17 protein-coding genes are annotated in these 19,105 nt (G+C 73.5%); 11 read left to right on the top strand and 6 right to left on the bottom strand.

Going from position 1 to position 19,105, the window contains the following annotated elements; all coding sequences use genetic code 11:
- Positions 1-15 precede the first annotated feature (15 nt).
- From FHX32_RS17740 to FHX32_RS17705, 8 genes are all read left to right on the top strand, one after another.
- The gene (locus FHX32_RS17740; RefSeq protein WP_088993325.1) at positions 16-198 is read left to right on the top strand and encodes a hypothetical protein; all 183 of its coding nucleotides are present in this window, start codon (positions 16-18) and stop codon (positions 196-198) included.
- Positions 199-383: 185 nt separating this feature from the next.
- On the top strand, positions 384-602 hold the full coding sequence (locus FHX32_RS17735) for a thiazolylpeptide-type bacteriocin (RefSeq protein ID WP_255562352.1): 219 nt from the start codon (positions 384-386) through the stop codon (positions 600-602).
- Between the two features lie 75 nt (positions 603-677).
- Entirely contained in the window at positions 678-863 is a 186-nt protein-coding gene (locus tag FHX32_RS17730; RefSeq protein WP_088993326.1) for a thiazolylpeptide-type bacteriocin, read from the top strand.
- An 87-nt stretch (positions 864-950) separates the two neighbouring features.
- Complete coding sequence (locus tag FHX32_RS17725; protein ID WP_167184107.1) at positions 951-2,906, top strand: TOMM precursor leader peptide-binding protein; 1,956 nt, start codon at positions 951-953, stop codon at positions 2,904-2,906.
- Positions 2,907-2,916: 10 nt separating this feature from the next.
- Positions 2,917-4,653 carry a nitroreductase family protein gene (locus tag FHX32_RS17720; RefSeq protein WP_167184104.1) on the top strand — a complete coding sequence of 579 codons (1,737 nt, stop codon included), beginning with the start codon at positions 2,917-2,919 and terminating at the stop codon, positions 4,651-4,653.
- A gap of 29 nt (positions 4,654-4,682) precedes the next feature.
- Positions 4,683-7,460 (top strand): lantibiotic dehydratase, encoded by a 2,778-nt coding sequence (locus FHX32_RS17715; RefSeq protein WP_167184102.1) that lies wholly within the window; start codon positions 4,683-4,685, stop codon positions 7,458-7,460.
- Positions 7,457-8,506 (top strand): thiopeptide-type bacteriocin biosynthesis protein, encoded by a 1,050-nt coding sequence (locus tag FHX32_RS17710; protein WP_167184099.1) that lies wholly within the window; start codon positions 7,457-7,459, stop codon positions 8,504-8,506. The genes FHX32_RS17715 and FHX32_RS17710 overlap by 4 nt, the downstream gene beginning before the upstream one ends.
- Positions 8,503-9,735 carry a M50 family metallopeptidase gene (locus FHX32_RS17705; protein ID WP_167184096.1) on the top strand — a complete coding sequence of 411 codons (1,233 nt, stop codon included), beginning with the start codon at positions 8,503-8,505 and terminating at the stop codon, positions 9,733-9,735. The genes FHX32_RS17710 and FHX32_RS17705 overlap by 4 nt, the downstream gene beginning before the upstream one ends.
- A gap of 34 nt (positions 9,736-9,769) precedes the next feature.
- On the opposite strand, the gene FHX32_RS17700 is transcribed toward FHX32_RS17705, so the two are convergent.
- From FHX32_RS17700 to FHX32_RS17675, 6 genes are all read right to left on the bottom strand, one after another.
- Positions 9,770-10,813 (bottom strand): T3SS (YopN, CesT) and YbjN peptide-binding chaperone 1, encoded by a 1,044-nt coding sequence (locus tag FHX32_RS17700; protein ID WP_167184093.1) that lies wholly within the window; start codon positions 10,811-10,813, stop codon positions 9,770-9,772.
- On the bottom strand, positions 10,800-11,159 hold the full coding sequence (locus FHX32_RS17695) for a hypothetical protein (RefSeq protein WP_167184090.1): 360 nt from the start codon (positions 11,157-11,159) through the stop codon (positions 10,800-10,802). Before FHX32_RS17695 ends, FHX32_RS17700 begins: the two co-directional genes overlap by 14 nt.
- 178 nt (positions 11,160-11,337) lie before the next feature.
- Positions 11,338-12,330, bottom strand: a complete 993-nt coding sequence (locus FHX32_RS17690) for an ABC transporter permease subunit (protein ID WP_167184087.1) — start codon at positions 12,328-12,330, stop codon at positions 11,338-11,340.
- A complete protein-coding gene (locus FHX32_RS17685) occupies positions 12,327-13,217 on the bottom strand; it encodes an ABC transporter ATP-binding protein (RefSeq protein ID WP_167184084.1) in 891 nt (296 codons plus the stop codon). The genes FHX32_RS17690 and FHX32_RS17685 overlap by 4 nt, the downstream gene beginning before the upstream one ends.
- A gap of 11 nt (positions 13,218-13,228) precedes the next feature.
- Positions 13,229-13,639, bottom strand: coding sequence for a GntR family transcriptional regulator (locus FHX32_RS17680; RefSeq protein WP_167184081.1), 411 nt, complete (start codon positions 13,637-13,639; stop codon positions 13,229-13,231).
- Positions 13,640-13,818: 179 nt separating this feature from the next.
- Positions 13,819-15,861: a glycosyl hydrolase family 28-related protein gene (locus FHX32_RS17675; RefSeq protein ID WP_167184078.1), complete on the bottom strand. Its 2,043-nt coding sequence runs from the start codon at positions 15,859-15,861 to the stop codon at positions 13,819-13,821.
- 361 nt (positions 15,862-16,222) lie between these two features.
- Between FHX32_RS17675 and FHX32_RS17670 the strand changes: the two genes are divergently transcribed.
- From FHX32_RS17670 to FHX32_RS17660, 3 genes are all read left to right on the top strand, one after another.
- Positions 16,223-16,957 (top strand): YqjF family protein, encoded by a 735-nt coding sequence (locus FHX32_RS17670; protein ID WP_167184075.1) that lies wholly within the window; start codon positions 16,223-16,225, stop codon positions 16,955-16,957.
- 160 nt (positions 16,958-17,117) lie between these two features.
- Positions 17,118-18,011, top strand: coding sequence for a poly(ethylene terephthalate) hydrolase family protein (locus FHX32_RS17665; protein WP_167184072.1), 894 nt, complete (start codon positions 17,118-17,120; stop codon positions 18,009-18,011).
- Positions 18,012-18,277: 266 nt separating this feature from the next.
- On the top strand, positions 18,278-19,063 hold the full coding sequence (locus tag FHX32_RS17660) for an ATP-binding cassette domain-containing protein (protein WP_167184069.1): 786 nt from the start codon (positions 18,278-18,280) through the stop codon (positions 19,061-19,063).
- Positions 19,064-19,105: the final 42 nt, after the last annotated feature.

Genomic DNA, 19,105 nt, shown 5'->3' with positions numbered 1-19,105 from the left:
GAAGGAGGTGGACACATGCCGATCACCCTGAACGACGAGCTCCGTGAGCTGGAGACCGAGACCTTCGAGATCGAGGAGGTCGAGGACGGCGGCGAGGCGCTCGCCGCGAGCAGCTCCAGCTGCTCCTGCTCCAGCTGCTGCAGTTGCAGCACGTCGAGCTGCTGCAGCACCAGCACCAGCACCTCCAGCTGCGGCTGACCGGGCGTCCGGGGTTGACCCCCGACGCCGACGACCTCCAGTCCTGGTGGGACACCGCAAGACGACGCACCATCCGCCGCCGGCCGACACCGGCGAGTAGCCCCTGCGTGCCTCCGCTGGATCCACCGTGGTGGTGCGGCAGACCCACCGACGACTGGCACCGACCGCGGCGCAAGGAGAGTCCCGTGCCGACACAACCCCTGACATCCGGCGCACTGCCCGAGTCGGTCCGCAGTGAACTGCGCGATCTGCAGACCGAGACGTTCGAGGTCGAGGACATCGCGGATCTGTCCGCCGACCTCATGGACATCTGCAGCAGCAGCACGAGCACGTCGAGCTGCTCCAGTTGCAGCACGTCCAGTTGTTGCAGCTGCACCTCGTCGAGTTGCAGCAGCACCAGCTGAGCCGCGGCGCCGCCGGCCGCTCCGGACGGCCGGCCGGCGTCGGGGCCCGGAACACCGAGGGGAGGTGTAGTGGAAATGCCGGAACTGACTGAGGAACTGCGCGCGCTGGAGACGGAGACGTTCGAGATCGAGGACGTCGACGCCGTCGACGCGATGGTCATGGACTGGTCCAGCTCCAGCTGTTCCTGCTCCAGCTGCTGCAGTTGCAGCACGTCGAGCTGCTGTAGCAGCAGCACCAGCACCGGATGCGGCGGCGGCTGACCGTCGCCACCGTCCCCGCCGGCGAGCCACGCCGGCGGGGCACCCGGTCCGCCCCCGCAACCGCAGCGAGCCAGACAGGTGAACCGCATGATCGTCGACGTCCGGACCACCTCGACCGGGTGGGACTCCAGCCTCAAACACCTCGGCGAGGCGTTGCACCAGCGACGCCAGGACCCGGCGCCCCGGCCCGCCGGCCCGCCGCTCGACGGGATCACCGTCCGCATCGCGGCCCTCGGCCTGACCGACCTGCAGCGCGACGACGCCGCCGGACCGACCGGTGACGTGGTGCCGATCTGGCTGCACGGCGCCACCGCCCTGGTCGGCCCCCGCTGGTCGCCGCCGGTGGGGGAGCAGCGGCCGGGTCCGTGCCCGGTCTGCGTGCAGCGCCGCTGGCAGGCCATCCGGCTCCGGGATGAGCGGCACGCCCTGGAACACGGCGCCGCCGTCGGCACCGTGGCGGCGCTGCCGCACCTGACCCCGTTCGCCGTCGACGCGGTCTGGCAACTGCTGCTCGACGCGTGTCAGGCGCAGCCCGGCCAGCCCGGCGTCGGCCGGTTGCGGCAGCTGCGGATGGACACCCTGGAGACCTCGCTGGTCGAGGTGCTGGCCGACTCGGAGTGCCCGGCCTGCGCGACCCCGGCGCCGGACACCGCCGAGGCCGCGGTGATCCGGCTGACCAGCCGGCCCAAGCCGGACGTGTCCGCGTACCGGCTGCGGTCGGCCCGGGAGCTGGACCTGCCCGTCGGGGCGCTGGCCAACCCGGTCGCGGGGGCGCTGGGCGGCAACGCGCTGCGCGCCTACAACGCCACCGCCACCGCGCCGGTCACCGGCTACTTCCGGGTCCGCAGCCGCTACGACCTGCACGAGATGTGGTGGAGCGGGCACGCCGACAGCTACGGTGCGAGCGAGACGTACGCGCTGCTGGAGGGGCTGGAGCGCTACGCCGGGCAGTTCCCCCGCGCCCGGCGGACCACGGTCTTCGACAGCTACGCCAACCTCGCGCCGGACGCGCTGGACCCGGCCGGGCTCGGCTACCACCCGGCGTTCTACCACGGCCACGGCCTCTACTACGCCCCGTACTCGCCGACCGAGCCGATGCACTGGGTGTGGGGCTGGTCGCTGCGTGACCGCGTCCCGCGGCTGGTGCCCGAGCAGCTCGTCTACTACCTGGACCGGCGCACCGACCAGCGCAAGTTCGTCCAGGAGTGCTCCAACGGCTGCGCCAGCGGCAGCTGCCCCGAGGAGGCCCTGCTGCACGGCATGCTCGAACTGGTCGAGCGGGACGCCTTCCTGCTCGCCTGGTACGGCTCGGCCCGGCTCGCCGAGATCGACCCGGCGACCTGCCGCGACGAGCGGGTGCACTTCATGCTCGACCGGGTGGACCTGCTCGGGTACGACATCCGGCTCTTCGACACCCGGGCCGACCTGCCGGTCCCGGTGGTCACCGCGGTCGCGGTGAAGCGCGGCGACGGGCTCGGCCAGCTCTGCTTCGCCGCCGGCGCCAGCCTCGACCCCGAGGACGCGGTCCGCGCGGCGGTCTGTGAGACCGCGTCCTACGTGCCCGGCTTCGACGAGCGGGTCGCCGCCAGCGAGCCGGAGCTGCGCGAGATGACTCGGGACTACACCAAGGTCACCGAGCTGAGCCACCACGCCCTGCTGTACGGGCTGCCGGAGATGACGCGGCACGCCCGGTTCCTCTTCGACGACCCGCCGCTGCGCTCGATGACCGAGCTGTACGGCGACTGGCTCGCGACCCGGCCGACCCACGACGACCTGCGGGCCGACACGGAGTACCTGTGCGGGCTGATCGCCGGACTGGGCGGCGACGTGGTAGCGGTCGACCAGACCTGCCCCGAGCAGGAGATCGCCGGGGTGCACACGATGGCGGTGGTGGCACCCGCCCTGGTGCCGATCGACTTCGGCTGGCAGCGGCAGCGGGTGCTGTGGAGCGACCGGCTGGCCCGGCACCTGGCCCGCGGCCCGCAGGGGCCCGACCGGCTCGGCCCGACCGGCCGCAACCCGAACCCACACCCCTTCCCCTAGGAGCACCGACATGCAGCAGCAGGCGATCGAGGTGGTCCGGGACTACGCCGGGGCGGTGTTCCGCCGGGCCCGGGTGCCGATGGAACCGCTCGACTACGAGGTGGACTGGGTCGACCAGCCCTCCCGGCACACCACCTACCCCGGCGCGCCCCGGGTACCGCTGCCGGTCGACCTGCCGGAGCTGCCCACCCTGCGCGAGCTGTTCACCGGGGAGCACCCGGCGCCGCGGGCCGGCTGGTCGCTGCCCCGGCTGGCGACGCTGCTGCGGCTGTCGTACGGGGTGCTCGACCGGCGGCTGACGGTCAACTGGAACCAGGACGTCGCGAAGCGGACCCACTTCGAGCACGCCGTGTGGGGCCGGGGCACCGCCTCCGGCGGAGGCATGTATCCGGTGGAGCTCTACCTGGTCAGCGGGGCGTCCGGGCCGCTGCTGCCCGGCGTGTACCACTACCACACCGGCCAGCACGTGCTGGAGCGGCTGCTGCTCGGCGACGTCACCGGCACCGTACGCGGCGCCCTCGTCCCGACCGGTGCGGCCGGTGTCGGATCCGGTGCCGGCGACAGCTTCCTGCTGGCCGCCATCCGGTTCTGGAAGAACTCCTTCAAGTACAACAGCTTCTGCTACCACGTGGTCACCCAGGACCTGGGCGCGCTGCTCGGCTCGTGGGAACTGCTCGCCGGTGCGCTGGGCGTGCCGCTGCGCCGGCTGCTCTGCTTCGACCCGGCGCCGCTGGACCGGCTGCTCGGCCTCGACCGCGACCAGGAGGGCGTCTTCGCCGTCGTCCCGATCGAGTGGTCCGCCGACCACCCGGCCGCCGCCCGGCCGACCGCCGACCACCCGGCCGCCGCCCGGCCGACCGCCGAACACCCGGCCGACGGCCGCGCGACCGGCGGGCCACGGCCGGGCGGCGCCGAGCCGGCAGCCGAGCTGCGGGTGCGGTACCCGGCCTTCGAGCGGTCCCGGCGGATCCGCCGGTTCCCGGCCGTCACCGCGGTGCACCGGGCGGCGGCGGCCCCGGCCGTCCCCGCCCCAGGTACGCTCGCCGGCGCCGCCCCGCGGGAGCTGCCCGGCGACCCGGTCGCCCTGCCCGCGCCGGTGCTGGCGCAGCTGGACAGTCCCCTCTCGACGGTGCTGACCAGCCGGTCGAGCAGCTTCGGCCGGTTCCGCCGGCCGCCCGAGCTGACCGCAGCCGAACTCGGCACCACCCTCGCCTTCGCCGCCGCCGGCCGACACCACCCGGCCGACGCCGGGCCGTCCGGCCCCCCGCCGGCCGACGACACCGGGGCCGGCGGGCCGGCGCTGACCCGGCTCTGGGTCTTCGCCAACCATGTCGACGGGCTCGCCACCGGGAGCTACGCGTACTGCCCGCGTCGGCACGCGCTGCTGCCGGCCGGGACGGCACCCGTGGGCGGCATGTCCGCCTTCCTGCAACAGCAGTACTTCCTCACCAACTACACGATGGGGCAGGTCGGCGCGGTGCTGGCCATCTCCGGCCGGCTGGACGCCGTGCTCGACGCCGTCGGCCCGCGCGGCTACCGGATCCTCAACGCCGAGATCGGCGCCGTGGCGCAGCGGGCGTACTGCGCGGCGACCGCGCAGCGCATCGGCTGCGGCGCCGTCCTGGGCTTCGACAACGTCGCCATGGACGAGGCGCTCGGCCTCACCGGCACCGACGAACGGACGGTGTTGTTCCTGCTGCTCGGGCGGCATCCGGACGCCGTCGCCGACCTGGCGTACCGGCTGTGACGCCCACCCCGCCGACGAAGGAGATCACCGTGACGGTCGCCCTGCCCGCGCCATCGGCCACCGAGGTGTCCTGGCGGATGCCCGAGGTCTTCATGCTGCGTACCGCCGGTCTGCCGCTGGAGGTCGCCGACCGGCTGGCCTTCGACCGCACCGCCGCCTGGGCCCGCTCGGTCCTCGACCTGGAGGACCAGCTCCGGGCCGCCGGCCGGGGCCTGGCCGATGACCTCCAGGCCGCAGTCGCCCGCAACCTCGACGACGAGCGGCTGCGGCGGCGACTGATCCGGCTCCGCCGCGACGTCTACAACCTGCGCCGACCCGACCCCGACCACCCGGCCGCCTGGCCGGAGGAGCCGCTGGGCCCGCCGACCCACCGGGCGTTGGCCGACTGGCTGGCGCGACACGCCGCGTACCGACGCGAGCTGGCCGGCGGCCCGGCGGTGCTGACCGAGGAACTGGCCGAACGCCGGGCGCTGCTGCGCGACCTGGCCGACGACCCCGACCTGCGCGGCGGGATCCTGCTCGCCTCCCCGTCGCTGGACCAGTACCTGCCCGGCTACCTGGCCGCGCCGGGCCGGCTCGGCAAGCGGGCCCGGCGGGTGGAGCGGTCGTTGCTGGAGTACGCGCTGCGCACCGCCTGCAAGACCAGCCCGTTCAGCCGGCTGACCACCGTCAACGTCGGCACCTTCGGCCCCGGCACCGGGCCGCTGCTCACCGCCGAACCGGCCCATGGCGCGGCCACCGACGCGAAACAGGGGGTCGCCCGGCTCAACCTCGCCGCGCTGGGTCGGATCTCCGCCATCGTGCTGGCCGACGAGACGCTCCGCGCCGACCTGCCGGTCACCCTCACCACCGGATGGCGGATCGAGCGGGGCCGGCTGCGCTACCTGCGCCGGCGCCGGACCGGATCGGAGGACGGCGACGCGGCGGTCACCCTGGAGTCCATCCACGAGTCGCTCTTCGTGCTGCCCACCGGCCGGGTGCTGCACGACATCCTGGCCGCGCTCGCCGGCGGCCGGGTCCGGCGGATGGCCGATCTGGTCACCGAACTCGCCACCGCTGACCGCCCGGCGGCCGAGGTGGAGCAGTACCTGCACCACCTGCTCCGGGTCGGCCTGCTGGTGGTGCCGAACCTGCACCTGGACATCCACGCCACCGATCCGGTCGACGGCTACCGGCTGGCGCTGCGGCGGATCGGCCGGGACTGGGCGGACCGGCTCGCCGACCGGGTCGGCACTGTCAACCGGCTGGCCACCGGCTACCCGGGGCACGACGTCGCCGGGCGCCGCCAGGTGCTCGCCGACATCCGCCGGGAACTGGCCGCGGCCCACGCCGACCTGGGCCGTCCCGACGTGCCGGCGCCGCGCACCCTGCTCTACGAGGACGCCACCCTGCGTACCCGGGGGCCGGTCACCGCCGCCCGCGGCAGCTGGGAGCGGGAGGTGCTGCCCGGGCTGCGGGCGCTGGCCCGGATCATGCCGGTCTTCGACATCAACCTGCCCCGCCGGCTGGCCACCAAGGGCTTCTTCCGGGCCCGGTACGGCGTCGGCGGCCGCTGCGAGGACCTGCTCACCTTCGCCCACGAGTTCCAGCAGGACTTCTTCGAGCACTACACCGGGCGGATGATGCGCCGGCGCGCCTTCGACGCGGACAACGCCTACGTCCGGCAGGAGAACTGGTTCCGGCAGGACGAGATCACCGCGCTGGACGACGCTCGGGTCGAGGTCGCCCGGCGGATCAACGAGGCGTACGACCGGCTGCCGGCCGGCGCCGAGGAACTGCGCCTCGACGACGCGTTCATGGCCGACGTCGCCGCGATGGTGCCGGAGACGCTCGGCACCCTCGATCCCCGGTCCTTCTTCCTCCAACTCGCCGACCAGGGCGACCGGCACCGGGTGGTGGTGAACCGGGTCTACTCCGGAATGACCCTGCTCTTCTCCCGGTTCGCCCACCTGTTCGCCGACGTGGACCTGGCCGGCGCGCTCCGCGCGGAACTGGCCCGGCTGCAACCGCCCGGCGCGGTGCTGGCCGAGCTGAAGGGCGGGTTCGACGCCACCAACCTCAACCTGCACCCGGCGGTCACCCCCTACGAGCTGGTCTGCCCCGGTGAGATCAGCTTCCGGCCGGACGCCGAGCAGATCCACATGGACGACCTCAGCGTCGAACACGATCCGGCGACCGACCGGCTGCTGCTGCGCTCCCGCCGGCTCGACGCCGAGGTGATCCCGGTCTACCTCGGGTTCCTGCTGCCGATGGCGCTGCCGGAGGTGCAGCAGGTGCTGCTCACCTTCGCCTACCTGGGCATGGCGCAGCCGGACCTGTGGGCCGGCACCACCGTGTCGCTGCCGGGGCGGGGCATCGCCGGCTACCCGCGGATCGTGTACGGCGACCTGGTGCTGCAACGGCGGATGTGGAAGCTGCACCCGGACCACCTGCCACCGCCGCGTACCCCGGAGCAGGACGACGCGGACTGGTTCCTGCGCTGGCAGCGGTGGCGGCGCGACAACGGCCTGCCGCGCCGGGTCTTCGCCACCCCGGAGGGCACCCGACTCGCTCCGGCTGCGGGGGACGAGGCCACGCAGCCCGGGGCGGCCGGCCGGCCGGACCACAAGCCGCTCTACGTCGACTTCGACAGCCACTTCTGCCTGCATCTGCTGGAGGCGACCGGGCGGGCGGCGGGCAGCCGGCTGGTGCTCACCGAGATGCTGCCGGACCGCGACGAGCAGGTGTTGCGCGGGCCCACCGGCACCCACGTCACCGAACTCACCGTCGAACTCAACGGCGTCCGAGCCGGAAAGGCGGACCGATGACCCGGTATCCCTCCCCGGTCCAGCACGGCTGGATCAGCGTCCACGTCTTCTACGCCAGCAACGCCAACCCGATGCTGGTCGAGGGCGTCCGGCCGCTGGTGGACGAACTGCGCGCCGAAGGGCTGATCAGCCGGTACTTCTTCATCAAGTACTGGATGGAGGGCCCGCACGTCCGGCTGCGGGTGCTGCCCGCGCCGGGCGTCGACCCGGCGGTGGTCCGGGCGCGGGTGGACGCCGCGATCGACGCGTTCCTGCGCCGCCGTCCCGCGCTCTACGAGGTCGACAGCGACGGTCTCGGTGACCTGTACAAGCAGATGTACCTCGCCGAGTACGGCCGACAGCGGTGGGACGAGGAGTACGGGCCGGACGGCGTGATGCCGATGCGGGCGAACAACAGCCGGCACCACATCCCGTACGAGCGCGAGTACGGCCGCTACGGCGGACCGGCTGGCATCGAACTCGCCGAGTGGCACTTCGAGCACTCCAGCGACGTGGTGCTGGACCTGCTCGCCACCACGAACGTGCACGTCCGTCCGGTGCTGCTCGGCCTCTCCGCCCAGCTGACCATGATGATGTGCGCGGTCTTCCTCCCCGACGACCGGCGGATCGCCGAATTCCTCGACGAGTACCGGCGGTTCTGGGAGGTTTCCTACTCCGAGCCGAGCGACGACTACCACGACAGTTTCGACACCAGCTACCGGCGGATGGACGACGCGCTGCGGTCCCGGCTGGCCGACATCCGCGCGGCCGCCCGCCAGGACGGCGACGTCCGCCCCGGCGGGGTGGAGGGCCGCTGGTCGGCGCACTGCCGGGAGCTGCGGGACCGGGTCGTGGCCGCGGCCGAGCGGGGTGAGCTGGTGTTCCAGCGCGGCGGTGACGAGCCCACCGTGGTGCGGGATCTCGACGCCGCGCTGCCCATCCTGCTCAGCTCGTACGTGCACATGACCAACAACCGGCTCGGGGTGAGCATCCTCGACGAGATCTACCTGTCGTACCTGATGCGGACCGCGCTGCTGGACGACCTCGCCCCGGCGGCCCCGCGATGACCACCGTCGACGCGACCTGGGTCCGGCCCCGGCTGCGGGCCGGGATCGTGCTCGGGCCCGGCCAGTGGCGGGACGGGAAGCTCGTCCACCACGTCAAGGACCCGGAGACCGGCTGGTTCTACCGGATCGGGCCGCGCGAGCACTTCCTGCTGTCCCGGATGGACGGCACCCGCACGCTCGACGACCTGGCCGCCGAGTACGCCGCCAGCTACCGGCGCCGGCTCGGGCCGGAGAGCTGGCAGCAGCTTTTCGGCATGCTGCACCAGCGGCAACTGCTCGACGGCGCCACCGATCCGCAGGCGCTCGCCCGGCTGACCGCCACGGCCGCCGAGAACGCGGCCCGGACCCGGCGCGGGCCGCTGTCCGTCCGGTTCCCGCTGTTCGACCCGGAACGGCTCTTCACCCGGCTGCTGCCCGCGTTGTCGCCGCTGTTCACCTGGTGGTTCGTCGTGCCGGCGCTGCTGGCGGTGCTGGCCGTCGCCGGGTACGTGGCGCTGCGCCTGCCCGAGCTGCTCGCCGGGGTGGGCCGGGGCGGCCGGCCGCTCGGCGCGGTGCTGGCCGCCGTGGTGATCACCTGGGCGGTGATCTTCCTGCACGAGTGCGCGCACGGGCTGACCTGCCGGCACTTCGGCGGGCGGGTCACCGAGATCGGCGTGATGTGGCGGTTCCCGATGCTGGCCCCGTACTGCAAGGTCGACGACATCGTGCTGTTCACCCCGCGCCGGCGGGTGGCCACCGCGTTCGCCGGCGTCTTCGTCAGCATGCTGGCCCTGGTGCCGTTCGCCGTGCTGCACGGCTGGGGCCCGGCCGACGGCGGGGTGCACGACCTGGCCGGCGCGATGCTGCTCTTCGGCACCGCCACCGCCGCGATCAACCTGGTGCCGTTCCTGCGGCTGGACGGCTACCACATGCTCGGCCACGCGCTGAACCTGGCGGACCTGCGGGGTGACAGCTACCGGTTCTACGGCCGGCTGCTGCGCCACGGCGCCGGCGCGGTGACCGGCTACCGGCCGCGGGACCGGGCCGCGTACGCCCTCTACGGCCTGGCCTCGGCGGTGTTCGCGGTGACCGTGCTGACCCTGCTGGTGCGCTACTGGTATGACGCGTTGCACGGCTGGGTCGGCGCCGGCTGGGCGGTCACCATCCTGGTCGCCGAGGCGGTGCTGATCGCGGCGCTGCTCGCCCACTTCGCCGCCCGCCGCCGGAGCGCGGCGACCGGGACCGGCTGACCGGGCACCCCGGGTCGGCGGCGGGCCGACCGGGTCACTCGTCGGCGCCGGCCCGCTGGCGCAGCAGGGCGATCGCCTCGTCCACCCGGCCGTGCTCGGTGAGCAGCGTCAGCAGCAGCGGCAGCGACCGCCAGTCGTCGTCGGCGACCGCCTGCCGCAGCAGGCTCATCGCCTCGTCGTGCCGGCCCTGACCGGCGAGCAGCGCGGCCAGCTCGTGCCGGGCCCGGGGTTCGCCCTGGTCGGCGGCGATCCGCCAGTAGCGCTCCGCCTCGTCGTCCCGGCCCCGGGCGGCCAGCAGCGCGGCGAGCCGGGAGGCGGCGTGCCAGTCGCCGTGCTCGGCGCGAAGCCGCAGCTCCTCGGTGCGGCCCCGGTCGGCCAGCAGGTCGACCAGCACGCTGCCTGCGCCGGTCGCGCCGGTCTCCCCGGAGGCGGCGAGGTCGCGCAGGTAGCCGGTCGGGTCGGGGACCGCGACCAGCCCGGACGCCTCGGGGCCGAAGAACCGGCTGCCGCCGAACTCCTGCCGGAGCTGGTCGTCGAGGTCGTCGGCGAGCTCGACCATGGCCCGTACGGCCAGCAGCAGGTGGGTGGGCTGGAACTCCTGCCCGAACACCGGGATGGACGCCCAGACGGTGTCGCCGGTGCAGTAGATCCGGCCGATCACCAGCCCGTTGGTGAGGTCGGACAGTCGCTGGTAGAGGGTCTCGGTGGCGTCGACGCCGGTGAGCAGCGGCGAGAAGACGTCCACCAGCGGCGGGTCCTCCTGGGTGCGTATGAAGATCATGGCGGAGCCGGCCCGGATGCCGACGTCGCCGTCGGAGTCCACCCGCAGCTGATCGGCGGTGGTGCCGAGGATTCCGGCCAGCACCTCCCGGACCCGCTGGGTCAGCTTGCCGTCGTGGTAGCGGTCGGTCAGCTGCGGTACCGGCCCGGAGCCCGGCCGCAGGCCGGCCACCGGACGGGCCGCGAGGGCGGCGGCGAACCGGGTCCGGGTCGGCGGGGGGACGGTGGTGGCGGTGGTGGCCGGCCGGGCGGCCAGGGCGTCGGCGAGCCGGCGCAGGAAGCTGTCACGCGGCGTCATCGTGGCTGCCGTTCGGGCCGTCGCCGCTCGGGTCGGCGGGTCGGTCCGCCACCCGGAGCTGGTCGAACATCTTGGCGATCACCAGGGGAGCGGCCACCCCGAAGGTGAAGCTGGCGAAGGCGGTGGTGGCCAGGCCGCCGGCGCCGGCCGCGGCGGCCAGCCCGGTCCCGGCCACCATCCGCAGCAGGACGGCGAAGAGCACGATCGGCCGGTCCTGCGGATCCCGCCAGGGCCACTGCCACCGGTGCCCCGACTCGGTGGTCGGGCGCATCATCCCGTAGAGGTTCAGCGCCTCCGCCACCGCGCTGCCGACCAGTCCCCACATCGCGGCCATCCATAGAGACACATCCCTACCCTACTGATCGCCGATCCGGCTCCCGCACCAGCCCTCGGCGTGGGTGCCGGGCGTGCCCGGTTGGTAGCGCCGACTCCGACGGTAGGCAGCCGGGGCAACCGCGACCCGGGACCGGTCGGGGGAGGCGCCCGAGACCGCCGGGCGCGGGACGCCCGGCGGTCGTCGTCGGTCAGGCGATCCGCCGGATCCGGCGTACCGCGAGGAGCAGCAGAAGCGCGGCGAGCGCGACGACGATGCCCGTCTCGATGTACTGGAACACCCAGTACCGGTCCGCCGGCTGGTAGAGCTGCCAGTTGTAGGCGCCCGGCTGGAGGCCGAGTTCCGCGCCGCAGCGTCCGCCGCCCGGCCCGGTCGCCCCGGGCGGGCAGGCGATCTGCGCGTTGGCCGCCACCATGTTGCCCTCGGCGTCCCGGACCCCGCTGGCGAGAACCCAGTCGCCGTGGACCAGGTGCGGCATGGGGGTGTCGCCCTCCACCGGGTAGGTGCGGGTCCGCGCCGCCATGTAGTGCGGCCGGGCGAACGCCGCCAGGGCGACCCGCAGGCCGATGAAACCGACCAGGGTGGCCCCCATCGCCGGCAGCATTCGGGGCCAGAGGGTGCCGGCGAAGATCCCCAGCGCGACCGCGAGCACGGTGTAACCGACCGGAACCAGGCCCTGCATGTCGAAGAAGAAGGCGTCGAACCGGCCCTGCCGCTCCGCCTGGGTCAGCGGGGTCAGCCACCACGACATGCCCAGCCCGTAGCCGGCCGCGACGACCGTCGCCCCCGCCCCGACCAGCCCGAACTTCACCACGGCCCAGCGGCGCCGGCTGACCCCCTGGGTCCACACCAGCCGGTGGGTGCCCTGCTCCACCTCACGGGCGACCAGCGGCGCGCCCCAGAACAGGCCGACCAGCAGCGGCAGGACGAGGAACAGCACGCCCACCAGGTTCAAACTGCCGTACTGGTTGCTGAACTGGTCGAACGCCCGGTTGCAGCTCTCCACCACGCCCGGCGCCAGCTCCGAGCGGGCCAGTTGGCGTACGCACTCCGGGCCGCCCAGGTCGGCGAACCGGTTCCGCATGGCGAGGCCGGTGGGGACCAGCACGGCGGCGAGTACCGCCAGGCCGGCGAGGGTGAACAGCGCCTGCCGGCGGTGCTGGCGCCAGGTCAGCCAGATCATGCCGGCACCTCCCACTCGGCGTGGCTGGTCCGCGCCTCGCCCTCGGCGAGGTAGCCGAGGATGACGTCCTCCAGGGACACCTCGCGAACCGTCCAACTCGGATCGGCGACCACCCCGTCGATGCGGACCAGCAGGGTGGACTGCCGGTCGGTGTGGCTGGCCCGGACCACCGCCGCCACGCCGGCGATCGGCTCGCCGCCGTGTCGTGGCCCGACCAGCTGCCGGTGCTCGGCGACCAGGTCCTCGACGGCGCCGACCAGCCGGGCCCGGGCGGCGTGCAGCACGATCAGGTAGTCGCAGACCCGTTCCAGGTCGGCGAGCAGGTGCGAGGAGAGCAGCACGGTGGTGTCGGCGTCGGCGACGCTGCCCATCAACGACTGGAGGAACTCCCGCCGGGCCAGCGGGTCGAGGCTGGCCACCGGCTCGTCGAGCAGCAGCAGCCGGGGTCGCTTGGCCAGCGCGATGGCGAGCGCCACCTGGGCCCGCTGGCCACCGGAGAGCTGCCCGACCGGTTTGCGTGGCGGGATGCCCAACTCGGCGAGGCGGTTGCGGGCCAGCGCCGCGTCCCAACGCCGGTTCAGCTTGGCGCCCAGGGTGAGCAGCTCGGTCGCGGTGAAGTCCCGGTACAGCGGGGTGTCCTGGGCGACGAACCCGATCTCGGACAGTACGGCGGAGTTGCCGTACGGCGTCTCGCCGAGGATCTGCACCGCCCCGGCGTCGGGGCGCAGCAGGCCCACCGCCAGGTGCAGCAGGGTGCTCTTGCCGGCCCCGTTCGGCCCGACCAGGGCGGCGATGCGGCCGGCCGGCAGCCGCAGGGAACAGTCCTGCAGCGCCCACCTGTTGCCGTATCGCTTACCGAGCTGGTCGGTCTCCAGCACGATGTCCATCCGGTCTCCTCTCATCTGCGCACGCTCTCCTGTGGTGGCTCGGCCGGCAGGGTGGCCCGGATCGTCGTCTCCATCAGGGCGGTGATGTCCTCGTGGCTGAGCCCGGCGGCTCGCGCCCGGTGCAGCCAGGCCACCAGGTCGTCGCGGAGCTCGGCCTGGTGCGGCAGTGAGTCGCCGGCGAGGGTGCGCCGGACGAACGTGCCCAACCCGGGGCGGCCCTCCACCAGGCCCTCGATCTCCAGCTCCCGGTACGCCTTCAACACCGTGTTCGGGTTGATCGCCAGGGACTGCGCGACGTCACGGACCTTCGGCAGTTGGTCACCAGGGGCGAGCAGGCCGACCCGCAGCGCCTGCTTCACCTGCTGCACCAACTGCATGTAGGTGTTCACCTTGGACCGGCCGTCCAGCACGAACTCGATCACCCGGAACGATCCCTCCTATTGTCCTACGGCAGTAAGACTATAGAACAGGAAGCCGGTGTCAAGGGTCGTTCGCGCGGCGACCGCCGGCGACAGCGCCTCCTACACCGCCTGAACTGCCGATTCGCGCGGGTGGGGCCCGGCGGCCCGCCGGGGGGCCGGCGCGCCCGGCCCCATCCGGCTCACCACGCTGCCGGGGGTGGCGGGGGTACGACCGGCGGCCGGTCGTCGCAGGTGATGGTGTTCGGCAACTGCCAGGGGGCGAGCCAGCCGCCGTCGTTGCCGCCCAGGTCGGTGAGGCCGAATTCGGAGCCGGCCGGGGTGAAGTGGAACGACCCGCAGTTGTTCACGCCGACGGCGCCCACGTGCCGCGCGTCGACGTTCTGGAACGACGCCGAGCCCGCGGTCCGGGCGCTCACCACCGAGGTGCCGGTGCCGTCCACCCGGATGTCCCGGAAGTGCACGTCGCTGATCGCGTAGCGGTCCTTAACCGCCCACTCGCTGACCAGCATGATGGCGTTGTAGGTGTTGTCCAGGTACGCGTCGCCGACCACCTCGATCCGCGCGCCGATGCTGCGGTCCAGCGCGTAGAGCCAGATCGCGCCGAGGCCGATCTTCCAGTTCAGCTCGTACGTGCCGGCGCGGACGGTGGTGTTGTCCCGGATCCGGACGTACCCGGTGAACGGCTCGGCGCCGAACCGGGAGCCGATCTGGATGGCGCTGCCCTCGCGGACCGGGTCGGCGATCAGGTTTCCGGATACGGTGTTGTCGGCGCCGCCGTACAACGCGATGCCGTTGGCGAGCACCGGTGACTGCACGGTGTTGTTGGCGAACGTGTTGCGGGCGTTCGCCGTCGACTCCGACCACATGGCCAGGCCGTCGTCCCCGGTGTTGCGGACGAAGTTGTGCGCGACCAGCGAGTCGGTGACGCCGGTGTGGAAGTTCAGCGCGTCCGCGATCTGGTCGACAACGATGTTGTTGGTGATCCGCACGTTGCGCATCGGACCGTCGAACCACATGCCCACCTTGGTGTGCCGCAGGTGCAGGCCGTCGATCGTGGAGTCGCTGAGGGCGCCGCCGATCCCGTTCACCTGGTCGGTGTCGATGCGCTCCCGGACGTCGCCCTCGATCGCGAAGCCGGAGAGGTGCACATTCCGGCTGCCGCCGTCCGCGGCCGCCCGGCCGTAGAAGCCGACGCCGGTGTGCACCGAGCCGTCCGGCGCCGGGGTGGGCAGGGCCACCTCGCGGCCCTTGACGACCGTGTACCAGTTGCCGGCGCCCTCGATGGTCACCTCGTCGACGAGGATGTGCCGGTTGACCTGGTAGGTGCCGGGTGGGAGGTAGACGGGGAGCCCGGCGCGCCGGGCGACGGCGATGGCCCGCTCGATGGCCGGGGCGGCGTCCCGGCGGCCAGTCGGGTCGGCGCCGAAGGCCAGCACGTTCGCCGCCGCCAGCCGCACCCGCGGTGGGCCGACCAGTTCGGAGTCGAGCAGGTCGATGACGGTCCACGCGGCGTTGCTCCCGGTGGGGACGGTGAGCCGGATCCGGTCGCCCGCCCGGTAGGTCCGGCCGAGTAGCAGCCGCTGCTCGTCGTAGAAGTGGCTGGGGCGGAACGGCTTGGGGATGCTCGGGAACGGGGTGGTCGAGGCCGGCACGCAGGAGCACTCGGTGATCCACCAGTCCGGGTGCAGCAGGTCGGCCTGCGGGTCGTTGGTGAACGGGTACTGGTTGTACAGCCAGGCGTACTGCGAGGTGAGGGTCATGGTGCGGACCCGCTTGCGGTTCACCGCCACGTCCAGCGGCGCGGTGATGCCGCCGCCCTCGGGCGCGTCCGGGATGCTGTAGCGCACGGTGATCGCGTTGGCCGCGGCGGGCAGCACGAACTCCACGTGCTGGCCGGGGGTCAGCCGCACCGCCCGCCGGCCGGAGGCCTCCGAGGGCAGCGTGTAGGCCGTCCGGTCGGGCCCGATCACCTCGCCGTCGGTGTACGCGTTCTCCGCCTCCTGCTCCACGAAGTCGACCCGGGCGCCCCGGCCGGCGACCAGCGCCGGATCGAGGGCGGCACGGGTCACGACCGGGCGCTGAGCGGCGTGGTCGGCCGGGTCGGCTGCGGCCGGGGCGGGCGCGCCGGCCAGCACGCCGACAGCGAGCGCGAGCGCGGTGGCGGACGCGACCGTCCGCGCGGGGCGGCGCCGCGGCGGATTCGATGAAACTGGTCGGACCATCGGTGATCCGTTCCGGTCGGCGCGGGCGGGACCCGGCGGGGCGGCACTGATCAGCGTGCGGCGGGAGAACGCCATGACAACCGCCCCTTCACCAGGCCGGCGAGAATTGACGGCCATCATGCCAGCGCCGGGCATCGCCCCGCAATAGACCGACTGGGATACGAAAGAATTAGTGTCTGTATTGCAAGAACCGGCTGTCCGGGTGACCGGCACGGGGCTTCCGCCGGATCCGGTCAGAACGTGGAGCGCCCGGCCGGCTGGCCGAGCCGGCCGAAGCGCGCACCGACTCGGGCGGCACCGCGGGCGCCGGTCTCCGGTGCACCGGCGGCGCCGGACCGCCGGCACAGGCCACAATGGCCCGGTGGATCCCGAGGAGGTGACGGCCGAGGCGGTCCGGCCGCTGCGCCGGCCGCTGCTGGTGCAGCGCTGGGAGGACCTGGCGTTCCTGCACTGGCCGGTCGACCCGGCGGTGGTGGCGCCGCTGCTGCCGCCCGGCACCCGGCCGGACGTCGTCGACGGGCGCACGTACGTAGGTCTGATCGGGTTCCGGATGGTCGGGCTCGGCCTGTTCGCCGGCCCGGGCCTGCCCTACCTGGGCACCTTCTGCGAGACCAACGTGCGGCTGTACAGCGTGGACGTCGCCGGCCGGCGGGCCGTGGTGTTCCGGTCCCTGGACGCGTCCCGGCTGCTGCCCGTGCTGGTCGCCCGGGCCAGCCTGCGGCTGCCGTACCTGTGGTCGCGGATGCGCCTGCGCCGCGACGGCGACCTGCTGACGTACACCAGCAGCCGCCGCTGGCCCGGGCCGCGCGGGGCGGCCACCGCGTTCAGCGTCCGGGTGGGTGCCGCGATCGCCGAGCCGACGCCGTTGGAGCACTTCCTCACCGCCCGCTGGGGGCTGCACACCCGGGCGTACGGGCGGACGCTGCACCTGCCCAACGTGCACCCCCGGTGGCCGTTGCACCGCGCGGAGCTGGTGCGTCTCGACGACGGGCTGTTCCGCGCCGCCGGCCTGCCCGACCCCGGGTCGGCGCCGGTCAGCGTGCTCTACTCGCCGGGCGTCCCGGTGCGGTTCGGCAGTCCCGCCGTCGTCCGCTGACCGCGTCGTCCGGGGTCTGCCGTCCACTCGCCGGCGACGGTCTGGCGCCGGGGGAGCCGCAGGTCAAGCGCCGGGACTGGTGATTTCACCGATGCGGACGGCCACCGGCACGCCGAAGACTGACACGCGTCGATATCCCCGACCCCAGGGAGTGCCCGACGTGTCCGTACCGACCACCACCCGTCCCCGTCCCTTCGCCCGCGCCGCCAGGCTGGCCGTGGCCACCGTCCTGGCCGCTGCCGGCGTCCTCACGGCGGCCCCGGCGCAGGCCGCCGAGAACCCGTACGAGCGCGGCCCCGCACCGACCGTCGCGCTGTTGGAAGCCAGCCGCGGCCCCTTCGCCACCGCCTCCCAGAGCGTCTCCTCGCTCAGCGTCACCGGCTTCGGCGGAGGAGTGATCTACTACCCGACCAGCACCAGCGAGGGCACCTTCGGCGCCATCGCCATCTCGCCCGGCTACACCGCCGCCTGGTCCAGCATCAGCTGGCTCGGCCCCCGGATCGCCTCGCACGGCTTCGTGGTGATCGGCATCGAGACCAACAGCCGGCTCGACCAGCCGGCCAGTCGTGGCCGGCAACTGCTCGCCGCGCTCGACTACCTGGTGCAGCGCAGTTCGGTGCGGAGCCGGATCGACGGCACTCGGCTCGCCGTCGCCGGTCACTCGATGGGCGGCGGCGGCAGCCTGGAGGCCGCCGACTCCCGGCCCTCCCTGCAGGCCGCCGTGCCGATCGCACCGTGGAACCTGGACAAGACCTGGTCCGACGTCCGGGTGCCGACGCTGATCATCGGCGGGGAGAACGACAGCATCGCGCCGGTCTCCTCGCACTCGATCCCGTTCTACAACAGCATCCCGGCGTCGTCGGAGAAGGCGTACCTGGAGTTGAACGGCGCGAGCCACTTCTTCCCGCAGACGGTCAACACGCCCACCGGGCGGCAGATGGTGGCCTGGTTGAAGCGGTTCGTCGACAACGACACCCGCTACGAGCCGTTCCTCTGCCCGGGCCCGAGCGGGTTCGAGATCGAGGAGTACCGCAACACCTGCCCGAGCGCCTGAGCCGCCTCGGGACAGCCGCCCCACGCGCAGCAACCCGGCCCGTCGCCGCGGAACCGCGGCGGCGGGCCGGTGCCGCATTTGGAGTGCAGAATGCTCCGCCGCCCGACGAGCCCCGGCAGATCCCAGCCGTGGCAATGGTGGCCCAGGAGGATCCGGGTCCATTGCGGTTCGAACACTGGCGGCGGATGTCGAGGGTATTGACGCCGGTTCCGAGAATCGTACACTCCCAGTGTAAATAGCGCCGTGTCGGAGCGAGGGATGGGTCAATGGAGCACGGGCTCGCGCTGCACCACATCGGGGTGCGCTTCGGCGGCCTCACCGCCCTCGACGACGTCTCGCTGCGGGTGCCTCCCGGCCGGGTGGTCGGCGTGATCGGCCCCAACGGGGCCGGCAAGACCACCCTGTTCAACGTGGTCTGCGGCTTCGTCCCGCCGGACACCGGCACGATCACCCTCGACGGGCGGCCGCTGCGACCCCGGCCACACCGGCTGACCCGGCTCGGCATCGCCCGCACGTTGCAGGGCACCGGGCTCTTCGCCGGGCTCACCGTGCTGGAGAACGTGATGGCCGGCGCCACCCACACCGCCCGCGCCGGCTTCCTCCCCGCGCTGCTCGGCCTGCCGCGCAGCGACCGGGACGAGCGCCGGCTGCGCCGGCACGCCCTGGACGTGCTCGACAGCCTGGGCATCGCCGAGCACGCCGACGTAGCGCCGGGCATCCTGCCGTTCGCCGTACGCCAGCGGGTCGCGCTGGCCCGGGCGCTGGCCGCGCGGCCCCGGTTGCTGCTGCTCGACGAGCCGGCCGGTGGGCTCGGCGGCGACGACATCGCCGAGCTGGCGGAGCTGGTCCGGCAGCTGCCCCGGCGGGACACCGACCCCTGCGCGGTGCTGCTGGTGGAGCACCACATGGACCTGGTGATGTCGGTCTGCGACGAGATCGTGGTGCTCGACTTCGGCCGGGTCATCGCCGCGGGCACCCCGGACGAGATCCGCGACGACCCGGCCGTCACCGACGCCTACCTCGGCGCCACCGTCGACGAGGCGGCGGCGTGAGCGAGCGGAGCGAGCGAATCAGCAGGCTCAGCGCGGTGGTGT

The sequence above is a fragment of the Micromonospora sp. CNZ280 genome, from assembly GCF_011759515.1.
Note: the sequence above shows the minus strand (reverse complement) of the source record. Positions and strands in the feature narration are given on the sequence as shown.